This window comes from uncultured Amnibacterium sp. (genome assembly GCF_964244015.1).
In the GTDB taxonomy this organism is placed as follows: domain Bacteria; phylum Actinomycetota; class Actinomycetes; order Actinomycetales; family Microbacteriaceae; genus Amnibacterium.
This window is the reverse complement of sequence record NZ_CAXTHO010000066.1, coordinates 1-15713: the sequence shown is the minus strand read 5'-3', so window position 1 is coordinate 15713 and position 15713 is coordinate 1. Positions and strand designations below refer to the sequence as shown.

Genomic DNA, 15713 nt, shown 5'->3' with positions numbered 1-15713 from the left:
GTGCACGCGAAGGTGCTGGCCGAGATCGAGGCCGGTGGCCCGCTCGGCGAGCAGGCCGAGGAGGTGCTGCAGGTCATCCGCACGGTCGCGCAGATCCAGCAGCGTCACGGCCCGCGCGCTGCCGGCCGCTACATCGTGTCGTTCACCCGCTCGGCCGAGGACCTGGCGAACGTGCACCGGCTCGCCCGCGCCGCGGTCGGCCCGGCCGGCACGCCGCCGGTGCTCGACGTCATCCCGCTGTTCGAGACGTTCGCGGACCTGCAGGCGGCACCGCGGATCCTCGCCGAGATCATCGGGCATCCCGAGTTCGCCGCGCGCCTGACCGAGACCGGCCGCCGGCTCGAGGTGATGCTCGGCTACTCCGACTCCTCGAAGGACGTCGGGCCGGTCGCCGCGACCCTCGCGCTCTACGAGGCGCAGCAGGGCATCGCCGTCTGGGCGCGCGACAACGACATCGAACTGACCCTCTTCCACGGCCGCGGCGGCGCGCTCGGCCGCGGCGGCGGCCCGGCGAACTCGGCGATCCTCGCCCAGCCGCCGCACTCGGTCGACGGCCGCTTCAAGCTGACCGAGCAGGGGGAGGTGATCTTCGCCCGCTACGGCGGCAGCGACATCGCGATGCGGCACATCGACCAGGTGGCTGCGGCGGTGCTGCTCGCCTCCTCCCCCTCCATCGAGACGCGCAACGAGGAGGCGGCGACCCGGTTCGCCGACGTCGCCGCGACGATGGACGCCACCAGCCGCGAGCGGTTCTTCGCGCTCGTGAAGGCACCGGGCTTCGCGGCGTGGTTCGCGACCGTGACGCCGATGGAGGAGATCGGGCTGCTCGCGCTCGGCTCCCGGCCCGCACGCCGCGGCCTCTCCGTCGAGTCGCTCGAGGACCTCCGGGCGATCCCGTGGGTGTTCTCGTGGACGCAGGCGCGGATCAACCTGACCGGCTGGTTCGGTCTCGGCAGCGCGCTGGAGGCGGTCGGCGACGAGGCGCTGCTCGCCGAGGCGTACCGGGACTGGCCGCTGTTCCGCACCATGGTCGACAACGTCGCGATGAGCCTCGCGAAGGCCGACGGCCGCATCGCCCGGCACTACCTGGCGCTCGGCGACCGTCACGACCTCGCCGACCTGGTGCTCGCGGAGATGGACCTGACGCGCGACTGGGTGGTGCGCCTGTCGGGCGGCGGCGAGCTGCTGGCGAACAAGCCGGTGCTGCAGCGCGCGGTCAAGATGCGCAGCCCGTACGTCGACGCCCTGTCGCTGCTGCAGCTGCGAGCGCTCCGCGAGCTGCGGGAGGCACCGGAGGGCGCGCCGCCCGACCCGGAGCTGCAGCGCCTCCTCCTGCTGTCCGTCAGCGGTGTCGCGGCCGGCCTGCAGAACACCGGCTGACCACCTCTCTCGTTCAGCGGCGTGGGCGCCTGGCTGGGCGGTGCGCCGATCCCGGGCTGCCGCCGTGGCGCTCGATCCAGGCGGTGAACGAGCGGGCCGAACCACCCGCCGGTCGGCGGAGCCACGGCCACGGGTGCAGCGCGACCACGTCGAGGCGCGCCGAGCGGGTGCGGAAGCCGGGCACCGGAGCCCAGGTGACCGCGAGCGGCCGCCCGGCCAGCACCTCCGGGATCGCGCCGCGATGCACCTCCACGTGCCTGCGCTCGGCGAGGTCGGCGAGGCACTCGGCGAGGAACACGAGCCGCTTCCCCGAGAGCTTCAGCCCGCGCAGCAGCGGCTCGTCGAACACGAAGACCACCGGCGCATCGGGGTGGGCCGCGAGCGCCGGATCCGCGTCGCCCAGGGATTCGGCGGTCAGCCAGACCGCGTCCGGCGGTCCCGAGACCTCGGCGGTCAGCGGACCGGCCGTGACCTCGGGCGCGTGGTCCGCGGCGAGGCCGGGCACGTCCGGCACCTGCTCCCCCGGCTGCGCCGATGGGAACTCCTGCACCGGGCATGCGCGATGCAGGACGCAGGAGGCGCAGAGGCCGGGCGCGCGCTTCTCCACCTGCCAGCGGCTGAACCCGTAGGGCTTGCCGGTGCCGGACCCCACGGCCCACTGCCACCCGACGCCGTTCGCCGCGGACGATCCGTCGACGAGGTGCCGATAGAGCGCCCGCTCGCCCTCCCGCCAGTCGGCGCCGGCCCGCACCGTCCACTGCGAGGCCGCCCACAGCCGGGTCTGGTTGACGAGCCAGCCGTCCTCCACCAGCTCGTCCCGGACCGCGGCCATGCAGGCCATGTCCTCGCGGTACGCCTCGCCGGACCACCCGGCACCGACGGCGGGCTCGCGGCGGAGCGGCTGCGCGATCCGCCGGCCGACCCGCGCGTACACGTGCCGCGCGTACTCCTGCCAGAGCAGCTCGTCGCGGAACTTCGCCACGTCGCGCGCGGGGCCGCCTCCGACGTGCTCCCACACCTGCGGCAGCGGCAGCAGTCCGTGCCGGATGTACGGCGAGAGCCCGCTCGCGCCCCGCGCGTCCACCGGCAGCACCTCGTTGCGGTCGCTCGCGTAGCCGCGGACGTCGAACCCGGCGAGCGCGTCGTCCGCCGCGGTCTGCCCGCCGACGAACCGCCGGGAGGCGGCCACGCCGTCGGCGCCCTCGAGCGCGAGGTCGCCGAGGTGCCGCACGACCCACGGGACCACGTCGTCGAGGTCCGATGCAGGCAACAGGGTCACGACGGCACTGTAGGCAGCGCCTCCGACGACGCACCGAGGAACACGTACCGGTCGTGACGGGACGGGCGCTGCTCGCGGTGACGATCCGCGGCGAAGGCAGCTCGTCGCTCCCGCCGAAGGCGGCGCTGAGTCCTGCCGTGGTGCGCACCGGTCCCTGGGAGACTGGGCGCATCGACGCCTCGCTCCTGGACCTCATGCCGCCGCCGCTGCCGGGGGGCGGTGTCGACGAGGACGCGGCGTTCGCCGCCTTCACCGAGTGGGCGGAGGATCGCGGGCTCGCGCTGTACCCGGCGCAGGAGGAGGCGATGATCGAGATCGTCTCCGGCGCGAACCTGATCCTGTCCACCCCGACCGGCACCGGGAAGTCCCTCGTCGCGATCGGCGCCCACGCGACCGCGCTGTCGCAGGGCAAGCGGAGCTACTACACCGCGCCGATCAAGGCCCTGGTCAGTGAGAAGTTCTTCGCACTCGTCGACGTGTTCGGCGCCGCGAACGTCGGCATGGTCACCGGCGACTCCTCCGTCAACCCGGATGCCCGCATCATCTGCTGCACCGCCGAGATCCTCGCCAACCTGGCGCTGCGGCACGGGCCGGCGACGCCCGTCGACCAGGTCGTGATGGACGAGTTCCACTTCTACGCGGACCCCGCCCGCGGCTGGGCGTGGCAGGTCCCCCTCCTGACCCTCCCCCACGTGCAGTTCGTGCTGATGTCGGCGACGCTCGGCGACGTGACCTCGCTCGCTGCGGACCTCACCCGCAGGACCGGGCGCGAGACCGCGAGCGTCACCGGCGTCGAACGGCCGGTCCCGCTGCACTACGTCTACGAGCTGGAGCCGATCCACGACTCCATCGACCAGCTGCTGCACTCGGATCAGGCACCGGTCTACATCGTGCACTTCTCGCAGGCGGCCGCGCTCGAGCGGGCGCAGGCGCTCGCGAGCGCGCAGGTCGCGACGCGGGAGCAGCGGGACCGGATCGCGGAGGTGATCGGCGGCTTCCGCTTCACCACCGTCTTCGGCCGCGCGCTGAACCGCCTCCTGCGACTCGGCATCGGCGTGCACCACGCCGGGATGCTGCCGAAGTACCGGCGGCTCGTGGAGCAGCTGGCGCAGCAGGGCATGCTGCGGGTCATCTGCGGCACCGACACGCTCGGCGTCGGGATCAACGTCCCCATCCGCACCGTGCTGCTCAGCGCGCTGACGAAGTACGACGGCACCCGCACCCGGCAGCTGACCGCGCGCGAGTTCCATCAGGTCGCCGGTCGCGCCGGCCGCGCCGGGTTCGACACCGCGGGCACCGTGGTCGTGCAGGCGCCCGAGCACGAGTCGGAGAACCGCAAGGCGCTCGCGAAGATGGGCGACGACCCGAAGAAGAAGCGCAAGTGGGTCTCGAAGAAGGCGCCGGCAGGCTTCGTGTCCTGGGGCGAGCCGAGCTTCCGCAAGCTGATCGCCGCCGAGCCCGAGACGCTGACCTCGCACCTGCAGATCACCTCCGCGATGCTGCTGAACGTCATCGCCCGCGGCGGCGATGTGTTCGCGAACGTGCACTCGCTGGTGTTCGACAACCACGAGCCGTGGCGGCGCCAGCTGCAGCTCGCGCGCCGTGCGCTCGGCGTTTACCGCACGCTGCGGGAGGCGGGCGTCGTGCAGCAGACCCCGGACGCCGATGGTCGTGTCACGATCCGCCTCACGGTCGAGCTGCAGCCGAACTTCGCACTGAACCAGCCCCTGTCCCCGTTCGCGCTCGCCGCGTTCGACCTGCTCGATCCCGACTCGCCGACGTTCGCGCTCGACGTGATCTCGGTGCTCGAGGCGACGCTCGACGATCCGCGGCAGATCCTCGGCCAGCAGCAGTTCCAGGCACGCGGCGACGCGGTCGCGGCGATGAAGGCGGAGGGGATCGAGTACGAGGAGCGGATGGAGCTGCTCGAAGCCGTCACGCACCCGAAGCCGCTGCAGGAGCTGCTCGAGGCCACCTTCGAGACCTACGCCACGTCGCAGCCGTGGGTGCGGGACTTCGCGCTGTCACCGAAGTCCGTCGTGCGCGACATGGTCGAGCGCGCGATGTCGTTCGGGGAGTACTGCGCGTTCTACAGGCTGTCGCGATCGGAGGGGCTGGTCCTCCGGTACCTCTCCGACGCGTTCCGCGCGGCGCGGCAGACGATCCCGGACGACATCAAGAACGAGGAGCTGCAGGATCTCATCGAGTGGCTCGGCGAGCTGATCCGGCAGGTCGACTCCTCCCTCGTCGACGAGTGGGAGGAGCTGAGCAACCCGACCGTCCACGACGAGGAGGGCGTCATCGTGCCGCCCGCGCCGCGCCGGCTGACCGCGAACGTGCGGGCGTTCCGCGTCATGGTGCGCAACGAGCTCTTCCGGCGGGTGCAGCTCGCGGCGCTCGGGCGCTGGGCGCTGCTCGGCGAGCTCGACGCCCCCTCCGGCTTCGACGCCGACGCGTGGGCAGCGGCGATGGACCCGTACTGGGACGAGCACGACACCATCGGCACGGGCCCGGACGCGCGCGGGCCGGCGATGCTGCTCGTCGCCGAGACGCCGACGGAGTGGCGCGTGCGGCAGATCCTCGACGACCCGGCTGGCGACCACGACTTCGGCATCAGCGCGACCATCGACCTCGCCGCCTCCGACGAGGCGGGCGAACCGGTCCTGAGGATCACCGCCGTCGGCATGCTCTGACTTTTCGCGGATCAGGCCGGTTTCGCGACTCGCCGTGCTCCGCGCCTCCGGAAGACGGCGTGTCGCGAGACGAGCCTGAACCGCGAAGAGTCATGCGCCGCAACGCGGTTTGGCGTGCGGCCCGATCGCGACGAAGCTGGGGCCTATGAGCGGACCGGACGCGCAACGCCAGGACAGCATCTCCGACCACCCGTCGTTCGGCGTGCTCGGTGGGCTGTCCGCCGACGACTTCAAGCTCGCGTTCCGCAACCACGCAGCCGGTGTCGCGGTGGTGACCGCGGATGCGGGCGACGGGCCGGTCGGCCTCACCGCCACCTCCGTCTTCTCGGTCAGCGCCGAGCCGCCCCTGCTCGTCTTCTCGATCTCGGACCGGTCGTCGTCCGCGCCGACCCTGCAGCGCGCGGAGACGGTGATCGTGCACCTGCTCGGCGCCGACCAGCTCGACCTCGCGAAGCTCTGCGCGACGAGCGGCATCGACCGCTTCGCCGACCGGTCGATCTGGGACCGCCTCGTCACCGGCGAGCCCTACTTTCCGGCGGCGCACGCCTGGATCCGCGGCAAGGTGGTGAGCCGGATGGAGGCGGGCACCTCCGTCGTCATCGCGGTCCACGCGCTGCAGGCGAAGCTGCCCACAGAGGCCGGCGACGCAGCCCCGCTCGTGTACCACAACCGCGCGTGGCACTCCCTCGGCGAGCACTCCCGCATCGGCTGAGACGAGCGGTCAGCCCAGCCAGCGCCGCCAGCGCGACCCGGGCTCTGCGCCGAGCGATCGGGCGGCCTCCGCGATGTCCTCGGCGGTGAGCGTGGTCACGTCCGCCCGGTCGAGCGACCCGAGATCCCCATCGCCCCGACTGCTGAGCCGCAGCGCCTGCCGGCTCAGCGACTGCTCGAACAGCGTACGGACGAAGCGCGCGTTGCCGGCGTCCTCACCGCGGCGGACACCGCTCAGGATCCGCCGGAGCGTCTCGTCCGCGCCGGGTTCGAGCGTGTACTCGTGCCGCGCGAGGGTGTTCGCGAAGATCGCTTCGAGCTCGAGGATCGAGTAGTCGGGGAACCGGATCTCCCGAGCGAACCGGGAGCGGAGGCCCGGGTTGGAGAGCAGGAACGACTCCATCAGCCGCGGATAGCCGGCCACGATCACCACCAGCCGGTGGCGGTGGTCCTCCATCCGCTTCAGCAGGACCTCGATCGCCTCCGGGCCGAAGTCGACGCGGCCGTCCCCCTCCGGCGACAGCGAGTACGCCTCGTCGATGAAGAGCACGCCGTCGAGCGCCCGCCGGATCACCCGGTCGGTCTTGATGGCGGTGGCGCCGACGTACTGGCCGACGAGCGCGGCGCGGTCCACCTCGACGAGGTGCCCCTTCTGCAGGAGGCCCACCGATCGGTACATCTCCGCGAGGAGTCGCGCGACCGTGGTCTTGCCGGTGCCGGGGTTGCCGAGGAAGACGAGGTGCTGCGAGGTCGCGACCTCCGGGAGGCCCTGCGCCTTCCGGCTCGCCTGCACCTGGAGGAACGCGACGAGCGCCCGCACCTGCTCCTTGACGGTCGCCAGCCCGACCAGCGCGTCGAGCTCCGCCTGGATGACCGGCAGCGGACGAGCGGGCGCGGCGCGGCCGCCGAGGAGGTCCCCGACCAGCTCGCCGACCCCTTCGCGACTCGGCTGCCGCAGCTGGTCGCCGACCTTGCCCATGGTCTCGCGCAGATCGGTGAGCGGGTTACGACGAGCCATGTCCGGAGACTAGGTCAGCGGGATCTGCATGCTCGGTCCGGCCGGCCGGCCGGGATGCCGAGGACCGGACCACCTTCACGCCCCCTGGCAGGGACGACGCTCCGGCAGGCGGCCCGACGTGAGCGATGTATCGTCGGAACGCCTCGCGTGTGTGCGAGCGCGGATCACGAAAGCGGGCCATGAACAGGTCGTCGACCAGCAACTCCTTCGGGGATCGACCCCGTGTCGACATCGCGGGCGGAATCGCCGGCGCCCGCGAGGTGCTCGATCAGCTGCGGTCCCCCGGCCGCCCGCGATCCGCTGTCCGCCCGGAGCGGGACGACGTCCGCGGCGCGGTGCTGACCGTCCTCGCCGAGCGCCCCGCCACCGGCTACCAGATCGTGCGCACGCTGCAGGAGCGCGGGCATGACGACCCCACGCCGGGAGCCGGCGCGGTCTACCCGACCCTGCAGCTGCTGGCCGACGAAGGGCTCGTCACGGCGGCCGAGACGGACGGCAGCAAGACCTGGACGCTCACGACCGCCGGGCACGCCGCTGCCGAAGCGGTCCGGAACCGTCCCGCTGCCGAGCAGCCCGCGGGTCCGCGCGGATCCGGGCGACGCGGTGGGATCGCGAGGTCCGCCGGGCAGCTCGCGCAGGCGACGGCGCTCGCGGCGCAGACCGCGACGGCCGGCCAGAACGCGGAGATCGTCGCGGCGCTCGACGACGCGCGGCGCCGGATCCTCGCGATCCTCGCCCGGAGCTAGGTGGTGGCGGAGCGCGCGCTGCGTCGAGGCACCCCCGACCGGTCCGACCGCATCGGGCGGGCCAGGTACCGCCGCATCATGCGGTTCGCGACGCGCTACATGGTCGAGAACTGGTGGTTCGAGCTCTTCCTGCCCCGCATCGGCCTGACCGCCCTCGGCGCTCGGGGCCGTACGCGCCGGTGGCAGCGGATGGCCCGCAACTTCTTCGCGCTCGCGACCGACCTCGGCGGCCTGATGATCAAGGTCGGGCAGTTCCTGTCATCCCGCCTCGACGTGCTCCCTCCCGAGGTCACCCGCGAGCTCGAGGGCCTGCAGGACTCCGTCCGGCCGGAGGACTTCGGAGCGATCCGCGCCCTCGCCGAGCGGGAGCTGGGCATGCCGCTCGACCAGGCGTTCGCGAGCTTCGAGTCGACGCCGCTGGCCGCCGCGTCACTCGGGCAGGCGCACCGCGCGCGGCTGCGCCCCGCCGGAGCCGACGACACCGGGTTCGCCGACGTCGTCGTGAAGATCCAGCGGCCGGGCATCGAGCGGATCGTCGACATCGACCTCTCCGCGCTGCGGCTCGTCGCCCGACGGCTGAACCGGGTCGCGCTCGTCTCGCGCCGTGTCGACCTGCCCGCCCTCGCGGAGGAGTTCGCGGAGACGTCCCTGGAGGAGGTCGACTACCTCCACGAGGCGGGCAGCGCCGAGCGGTTCGCCGACCAGTTCGAGGGCGACGAGCGCGTGCGCGTGCCGGGTATCGCGTGGGAGCGGGCCACGAGGCGGGTGCTGACCCTCGAGGACGTCAGCGCCATCAAGGTCAACGACCTCGTCGCGCTGCGCGCGGCCGGAATCGACCCGTCCGAGGTCGCGATCGAGTTCGCCAACGTGATGTTCGACCAGCTGTTCGTGCAGGGCTTCTTCCACGGCGACGCGCACCCCGGAAACATCTTCGTCACGCCGGTCGAGGCGACCGGGGACGACGACCGCCGCTGGGTCCTCACGTTCGTGGACTTCGGGATGATGGGCGAGATCCCCGACACCCTGCGCCGCGATCTGCAGGGCTTCCTGATCGCGGTCGCGTCGCGGGACGGTCGGCGGCTCGTCGACAGCATGCGCCAGCTCGGCGTGCTGCTCCCCTCCGCAGACACCCGTGAGCTCGAGCGCGTGATGTCGGCGCTGTTCGCCCGGTTCGGCGGTGTCGCCTTCACCGATCTGCAGAACGTCGACCCGCGGGAGATGCAGGCGTTCGCGAGGGAGTTCGGCGAGACCATCCGGGTCCTGCCGTTCCAGCTGCCGGAGCACTTCCTGCTCGTGATCCGCGCGATCTCGCTGATCTCCGGCCTGTGCAGCACGCTCGACCCGGAGTTCAACATCTGGAACGCCGTCGAGCCCTACGCGGATCAGCTGCTGCGGGAGGAACGCGGCAACGTGATCACGTCGTTCGCGAACGAGGCGGTCGCCACCCTCGGTGTCACCGCTCGACTCCCCCGCCGGATCGACGGTCTCGCCAGCCGGCTCGAGAACGGCGAGATCGCCGTCGAGACCCCGCGTCTCGACCGGCAGATCCGCCGCTTGGAGGGGGCGGTCAGCCGCATGGTGTCCGCGTTCCTGTTCTTCGGCCTGCTGCTCGGCGGTGCGCTCCTGCACACCACCGAAGCCGCACTCGGCACCGTGCTCATGTCCGTCTCCGCGCTGCCGCTGCTGCACGTGCTGGTGTCCGGGGTCGTCAGCGGTCGCTCGCGCTGACCGGCACGGGCCGTCCCGTCCGCCATGCCACGCTGGTGGCAATCACGATCGGCCAGGAGGCCACCATGTCGCTCGAAGTCGGCTCCACCCTGCATCTCGATGTGCGCGAGGCGGACGGCACACCGCTGGACCTCGAGTCCTACCGCGGGACCGACAACGTGTTCGTGTACTTCATGCGTGCGCTCAGCTGCGCGCAGTGCAACTCGGCCGTCCGCACGCTCGCCTCGCAGAAGGCGGAGTTCGACGCCGCGCACGTGCAGGTCGTCGTCGCCGTGCCCGAGGACGCCGCCGCCGCGAAGGTCTGGAAGGCGAAGCGCGACATCCCGTTCCCGGTCGTCGTGGGCACGGAGGGAACCCCGCACGCCGAGGCCGGGCTGCTCAAGAAGGCCTTCGGCGCGATCCAGCAGTCCGGCGGCATCCTCCTCGACACGGACGGCATCGTCCGGTACTCGCACGTGACGACGAACCCGGGAGCGAGCTACAACCGAGCGGATCTCGCGGCCGCGATCGCAGCCCTGCCCGGCAGCTAGGCAGTCCGCCGGAAGGCCATGAGCGCCGTCCAGCATCGTGCGCGGCGCGAGTCGTCAGCCGACGTCGAGATGGGCGTAGTCGGGCAGGTCGATCCTGTCGGCCGGCGGCGCGAAGAGGCCGCGGGTGATCCTGCCGACGACCGGGGACGCTCCGAGCCGCAGGGCCGTGCGGAACGCGGCGAGACCGAGCGCCGTCCGCGGGTGCGCGATCGCGGGCACGCCGGGCGGCAGCTTCTGCGCCTGGTCGACGTAGGGCCGCATGATCCGCTCGTACCCGCGGAACGCATCCTGATGGTGGTGATGCGCGGCCAGCTCGCCGGCGAGGACGTAGGCGCCGGTCAGCGCGAGGCTGGTACCCATCCCGCTGACCGGGGACGCGCAGTACGCGGCGTCGCCGGTCAGTGCGATCCGGCCGCTGCTCCAGCGAGGGGCGTGCACCTGCGCGACGCGCTCGAAATAGAAGTCCTCGGCGCCGTCCATGGCCGCGAGCACGCGCTCGGCCTGCCACCCCGCGTCGGCGAACACGGTCCGGAGGAGCGCGCGCTGGTCGTCGACGGACCGCTGCTCGTACCCCGTCGTCGTCGAGACGAACGACAGCGCGGCGCGGGTCGTGCCTGCGGCGTCCGGTCGCAGGGTGACGCTCCGGCCGCCGGGTGCGTTGTACCAGCGCCACCACGGGTCGTCGTCATCGGTCCGGGGAACGGTGAACCACCCCGTGTAGAGGCCGAGCGACCGGATCACGACCTCGTCGCCGAAGACGAGGCTCCGCGTGCTCGAGTTGATCCCATCGGCGGCGATCACGAGATCGACGTCGCGGGCCGCCCCGTGCTCGAACGTCACCGTGACGTGGTCGCCGACGTCGTCGAGCGCGGTGATGCGGTCACCGAACACGGTCTCGATCCCGTCGAGCCGGTCGACGAGCAGCCGGGCGAGGTCGCCGCGGAGGATCTCGAGCTCGGCCGTCGCGCCGTCGGTGTCCGACGTCCCCGCCGGGAACTCGGCGATCGCCGCTCCGTCGCGACCGACGAAGCGGGTGCCCAGCTCCCCCGTGTTCGCGGCGCGGATCGCGTCCTCCACACCCATCCGCCTGGCGACCTCGCGGCCGGCGCCGCGGACGTCGATGTTCTGACCGCCGTCACGCAGCTGCGGCGCACGTTCGACCACGACCGGCTCCCAGCCGTAGCGGCGCAGCCAGTACGCCAGTGCGGGGCCGGCGATGCTGGCCCCTGCGATCAGGACGGTACGAGAGGACACCGGTGCGAGTCTGCCCTGCCGTCATCGGAGCCGGCCCGACAGCCCGAACGGGGACAGCGCGGACCACCCGTGCGCTGCGGTCCCGCGACCTCCCGAGGGTCGACGCACCGGTCGTGGTGCTGGCCGCCGCGAGCGGACGCGCCACCGGCTGATCGTCTGGTGAGCCCCGGAAGGGGCAGAAGTTGCACGTTTCGAGGAGGATGTGGTGCGCGTCACACTCCCAGGTGCTTCTCAGACGTCGATGTCCCCTCCGCGCGCGTTCCGCGTCGTACTCTCGCGCTGAGATCGCACAGCGCGGTACCTTCCGAGGACGACGGCCCGGACGTCGAGGAGGGAACGGAGGTTCGATGGACCCGGAATCGGAGCGCGTGTCGCGACGGTCGGCGTCCCGAGAACCGCTGCACGCTCGCGCGACGGACCACGTCGTCCCGGATGCGTCATGCACGAGCCGAGTGCTGGTCAAACCATGCGGGGACGCCGACGGTTCGGCTGCCGATCGCTCCACGGTCGGGCCCGCTCCCGCAGGGTCGCCGGCGCTCCGCGCCCGCGAGGTCTGGGAGCGCGACGGCGGGCGTGGCGTGGTGCAGTACTACCTGCGCCGACTCCCGCGACCGATCCGTCTCGGACCGGCGAACAGGGCGGAGCGGCGCACGGATGCGCAGACGACCGCGCTCAGCCTGGTCGGTTTCGTCGGGGCGCTCACGTGCCTGCTCGGCGCGGACGGAGCCGCCCCGTGGACCGTCATCAGCTGCGATCTGAACAACTTCCACCTCGTGAACGAGTTCCTCGGATTGCGGTGCGGGACGGCACTGCTCCGCGTGGTCGCGTCCCGGCTCCTCGACGCCGTTCCGGAGGACGCGCTCGTCGCGCGCGCCTACGCCGACCACTTCCTCGTGGCGGTGCCTCCGCGACACGATCCGCAGTCCGCGAGCGCCATCGTCGCCCGCCTCGACGCCCTCCTCCGCCAGCCGGTGGAGATCGGCGGTGAGGCGGTCCACCCGAGCGCGACGTTCGGGTCCGCCGTCCACGGCGGCGCAGGAGGCGACGCCGATGCCGCGGCGGAGGCCCTGATCCTGGCCGCCGATCACGACCTCAGGCTGAACAAGGACCGGCGGGACGGTCGCCAGCACGTCACGGGCTCGCTCGAGGCGCTCCGTCTGGACGGAGAGATGTACGCCGCGCTCGCAGAGGACCGCATCGCCGCGCACTTCCAGCCGCTGTACGACCTCGCGACGGGCGAGCTGAGCGGCCTCGAGGCCCTCGCTCGGTGGACGACCACCGACGGACGGATCGTGCCACCCAGCGTGTTCATCCCGATCGCGGAAGGGAACGGACTCATCCATGCGCTCGGCGACCAGATCCTCGGCGAGGTGGAACGGGTCCTCGTCCGGTTCGCGGCCTCGCCGCAGGTCGTCGTCCACGTGAACGTCTCGGCCGTGCAGCTGTCACCGGGGTACGCGGCGCGGTTCCTGCAGCGGTTCTCCCACGACGCGAGCATCCTCCGGCGCATCTCGGTGGAGGTGACCGAATCGAAGCAGATCGTCGACCATGACGCCGTCGACGTCGAGCTGCACCAACTGCACGCAGCCGGCATCGCCATCGCGCTCGATGACTTCGGCACCGGGTACTCGAGCCTGTCGCGGCTCAGCACCATGCCGGCGACGCAGATCAAGATCGACAAGACCTTCGTGCAGCAGGCCATGGAGGGCGGCACCGCGGTGCTCGAGGCGATGATCATCCTGGCGCGCGCGTTCGACCTCCGCGTGGTCGCCGAGGGCGTGGAGACGTTCGAGCAGCTCCGCATGGTGGAGCGGCTCGGCTGCGACCTGGTGCAGGGGTACCTGTTCAGTCCGGCGGTGGCGCCCGGGCTCCTCCCCCTGCTGCCCCGCACGATCGCCTCGATGCTCACCCCCGATGCGCGAGGGGTGAGCTGACCGCCACGGAGCTCACCCGATGCCGATCGACGCCCGGAGCAGTACCGCGGAGGTCCCGGCGCACCCGATGTGCGCCGGGACGCTTCGCGGACCTCAGCCGACGCGGACCAGATCGATGGTCGTCGAGCCGTACCCGTCAGGCGACTGCGTGGCGATGGAGTGCACACCGGGCGCGAGCGTGAACGTGCTGGTCGTGACCGGCGCGGCCGTCCCGACGACGACCTGCGCGAGCGACACCCCGTCGATCGTCGTGTTGACGGCGCTGCCCGCGACGTCGGTCGTGTACCGGACCGTGTAGACCCCGGCAGCGGTCGTCTTCACCGCGTAGGCGACGCGGGCGTAGCCGCCCGCGGAGAAGTTCGCGCCCAGATGGGTCACGGTGCCCGTCACCTCGATGGGAGCGGCGGCCGGCGAGCTCGAGGGAGCCGGCGCGGGGGTCGACGTCACGACCGGGGTGGGGAGCGGAGCGGGACGGCGCAGACCGGCCGCGTCTGCCGGAGCGGCCAGCGCTCCCACGGTCAGCACGACGGCTGCCCCCGAGATGAGCGCGCCGGTGATGGTGCGGCGGTTGAGGATTCGCATGAGATCTGTCTTTCGTTCGGGCGTCATCGACACCGGCTGTTCCCCGTTCCGGGGCTGTGACCACCGTAGGAACGACGCCGCTGCGTGTCGTGGCCGCAGTGGTGGTAGCCCCCGCAGGGTCAGGCATCCTCCGCCGCACCGATGGGATCGGGATCGGCCCGGGCGACCAGGCGGAGGATCGCAGCCTCGTCGGTACTGCCGGGCTCGGCGTGGTACACCACCACCGAGAGCGCCGACGTGGCGAGCGTCAAGGTGTGCACCTGCAACTCGATCAGCCCCTCCGTGGGGTGGCGGATGACGGTGCGACCGCCGCTCGCCGGCATCGCATCGTGCCGATGCCACAGCTCACGGAAGCGCGGACTCTCCCGTTCGAGTTCCGCGACCAGTGCGACGAGCTGCTGCGCTTCGACGTCGCGGCCCGCTGCCGCCCGAAGGGCGGCGACCAGCACCACCGTGAAGGCATGCCAGTTGACGTAGCGGCTTCTCGACTCCGGAGCGAGGAAGATCTCGCGGAACATGTTGGCACCGGGGCGGCACGCCGGCGTGAGCTCGGCCACGGCAGGTGCGGCGGCGAGCACGGTCCCGAACCGGCCGATGACGAACGCCGGCGTGGACCGCCAGATCGACAACAGCTGCAGGACGCCTTCGGGAACATCGTCCGCCTCCAGCGCCTCGCCCGAGGACACGCTGTCTCGCGCCAGCTCGGACAGGAATGCGGTCGCGGCCGTGTCGAGGTGCAGCGCGGACGCGAGCGCGGAGACGATCTGAGCGGACGGGCGTCGATCCTTCCCCTGCTCGAGCCGCGTGTAGTACTCGACGCTGATGCCCGCGGTGACCGCCAGCTCCTCCCGCGTCAGACCGGGGACCCGCCGCCGCGTCGACGCCCTGATCCCGACGGACTCAGGCGAGACGAGGCCTCGACGCGCGCGGAGGTACGTGCCCAACGGATTGAGGTGATCCATGATGCTCCGTCGTCGAGGTCGTGCACGAGCAGTCCGCACCCGACGCGGAGCGGATGGTGATCGCGCGGGTGCGATGGCGTCTGGTCATCGGGGCCGCGGTACGTGCTAGCCGGATGGCTGCGGAGGATGGCCCTCGCGCGAAGACGCCGCATCCAGCAGAGCGGTCGCTACGGCGAGATCCTGAAGAGCCAGCCCGGAGCTGTCGAAGACGGTGATCTCGTCCTCCGACCGGCGCCCGGCGACCTGTGCGGCGAGCACCGAACCGATCGCGGTCGGCTGGATCTGCCGAGCGTCGACAGCACGGGCAGCGTGCTGGAACTCCCCGATCGTGAGCGACTGGCTCGGCAGGTCGCTGAACAGCGTCGCCCGAAGAACGAGCTCGACGGGGAGTTCGTGCTTGCCGATCGAGTCCGAGCCCATGCTCGCGACGTGCGTGCCTGGTCGCACCCACTGATGTTCGAAGAGTTCCACGGTGGACGAGGTGGCAGTGACGATGATGTCCGCTTCCTCGCACGCCGCCTGCGCAGACAGGGCCCTGCTCGGTATTCCGGCGTCGGAGAGCCGAGTGCGCAGCGCTTCGCCGTGGGCGGGGGTGCGGGCGACGACGTTGATCAGCTCGATCGGCCGGACCTTGCTCAGTGCCTCGCATTCGTAGAAGGCCTGATGTCCGCTGCCGAAGATGGTGAGCGTGCGCGCGTCAGGTCGAGCGAGCGCATCCGCTGCGACGGCATCGGCTGCAGCCGTTCGATATGCGTTCACGGTGCTGGCCTCGACGACCGCGGCGAGTCGCCCCGAGTCGGGGTCGAGAAGGATGATGACTGTGCCGTGCCTCGGCACCGTGGTGTTTCCTGGCCAGTAGCTGCCGATCTTCACGCCGCTGAACAGGTCGCCGGACG

The 15713-nt window shown here is 71.9% G+C and carries 13 protein-coding genes; 7 read left to right on the top strand and 6 right to left on the bottom strand.

The genetic code is table 11. The features are described 5' to 3' along the window. On the top strand, positions 1-1380 hold a 1380-nt coding region (locus tag ACFE67_RS08985; RefSeq protein ID WP_375406535.1), incomplete at its 5' end, for a phosphoenolpyruvate carboxylase. 13 nt (positions 1381-1393) lie between these two features. Here ACFE67_RS08985 and ACFE67_RS08980 read toward each other — a convergent pair. Next, positions 1394-2659, bottom strand: coding sequence for an FAD-binding domain-containing protein (locus ACFE67_RS08980; protein ID WP_375406534.1), 1266 nt, complete (start codon positions 2657-2659; stop codon positions 1394-1396). 194 nt (positions 2660-2853) lie between these two features. Here ACFE67_RS08980 and ACFE67_RS08975 point away from each other — a divergent pair, with 194 nt between their 5' ends. Together ACFE67_RS08975 and ACFE67_RS08970 are read left to right on the top strand one after the other, a co-directional pair. After that, positions 2854-5352 carry a DEAD/DEAH box helicase gene (locus ACFE67_RS08975; RefSeq protein ID WP_375406537.1) on the top strand — a complete coding sequence of 833 codons (2499 nt, stop codon included), beginning with the start codon at positions 2854-2856 and terminating at the stop codon, positions 5350-5352. Positions 5353-5497: 145 nt separating this feature from the next. Further along, positions 5498-6064, top strand: coding sequence for a flavin reductase family protein (locus tag ACFE67_RS08970; protein WP_375406533.1), 567 nt, complete (start codon positions 5498-5500; stop codon positions 6062-6064). A 9-nt stretch (positions 6065-6073) separates the two neighbouring features. On the opposite strand, the gene ACFE67_RS08965 is transcribed toward ACFE67_RS08970, so the two are convergent. Next, complete coding sequence (locus ACFE67_RS08965) at positions 6074-7081, bottom strand: AAA family ATPase (protein ID WP_375406532.1); 1008 nt, start codon at positions 7079-7081, stop codon at positions 6074-6076. 179 nt (positions 7082-7260) lie between these two features. On the opposite strand from ACFE67_RS08965, the gene ACFE67_RS08960 reads away from it, so the two are divergent. From ACFE67_RS08960 to ACFE67_RS08950, 3 genes are all read left to right on the top strand, one after another. Further along, a complete protein-coding gene (locus ACFE67_RS08960) occupies positions 7261-7827 on the top strand; it encodes a PadR family transcriptional regulator (RefSeq protein WP_375406531.1) in 567 nt (188 codons plus the stop codon). A gap of 78 nt (positions 7828-7905) precedes the next feature. Continuing rightward, entirely contained in the window at positions 7906-9555 is a 1650-nt protein-coding gene (locus tag ACFE67_RS08955; protein ID WP_375406536.1) for an ABC1 kinase family protein, read from the top strand. Between the two features lie 65 nt (positions 9556-9620). Continuing rightward, entirely contained in the window at positions 9621-10085 is a 465-nt protein-coding gene (locus ACFE67_RS08950) for a redoxin domain-containing protein (protein WP_375406530.1), read from the top strand. Between the two features lie 54 nt (positions 10086-10139). On the opposite strand, the gene ACFE67_RS08945 is transcribed toward ACFE67_RS08950, so the two are convergent. Next, positions 10140-11339 (bottom strand): FAD-dependent monooxygenase, encoded by a 1200-nt coding sequence (locus tag ACFE67_RS08945; protein WP_375406529.1) that lies wholly within the window; start codon positions 11337-11339, stop codon positions 10140-10142. A 452-nt stretch (positions 11340-11791) separates the two neighbouring features. On the opposite strand from ACFE67_RS08945, the gene ACFE67_RS08940 reads away from it, so the two are divergent. After that, on the top strand, positions 11792-13273 hold the full coding sequence (locus ACFE67_RS08940) for an EAL domain-containing protein (protein ID WP_375406528.1): 1482 nt from the start codon (positions 11792-11794) through the stop codon (positions 13271-13273). 93 nt (positions 13274-13366) lie between these two features. Here the strand turns inward: ACFE67_RS08940 and ACFE67_RS08935 are convergent, their stop codons facing one another. The 3 genes from ACFE67_RS08935 to ACFE67_RS08925 all read right to left on the bottom strand — a co-directional run bounded on the left by ACFE67_RS08935 (position 13367) and on the right by ACFE67_RS08925 (position 15690). Then, positions 13367-13855 (bottom strand): hypothetical protein, encoded by a 489-nt coding sequence (locus ACFE67_RS08935; RefSeq protein WP_375406527.1) that lies wholly within the window; start codon positions 13853-13855, stop codon positions 13367-13369. Between the two features lie 119 nt (positions 13856-13974). Next, a complete protein-coding gene (locus tag ACFE67_RS08930; protein ID WP_375406526.1) occupies positions 13975-14817 on the bottom strand; it encodes a helix-turn-helix domain-containing protein in 843 nt (280 codons plus the stop codon). A gap of 105 nt (positions 14818-14922) precedes the next feature. Further along, entirely contained in the window at positions 14923-15690 is a 768-nt protein-coding gene (locus tag ACFE67_RS08925; RefSeq protein WP_375406525.1) for an ornithine cyclodeaminase family protein, read from the bottom strand. Positions 15691-15713 lie beyond the last annotated feature (23 nt).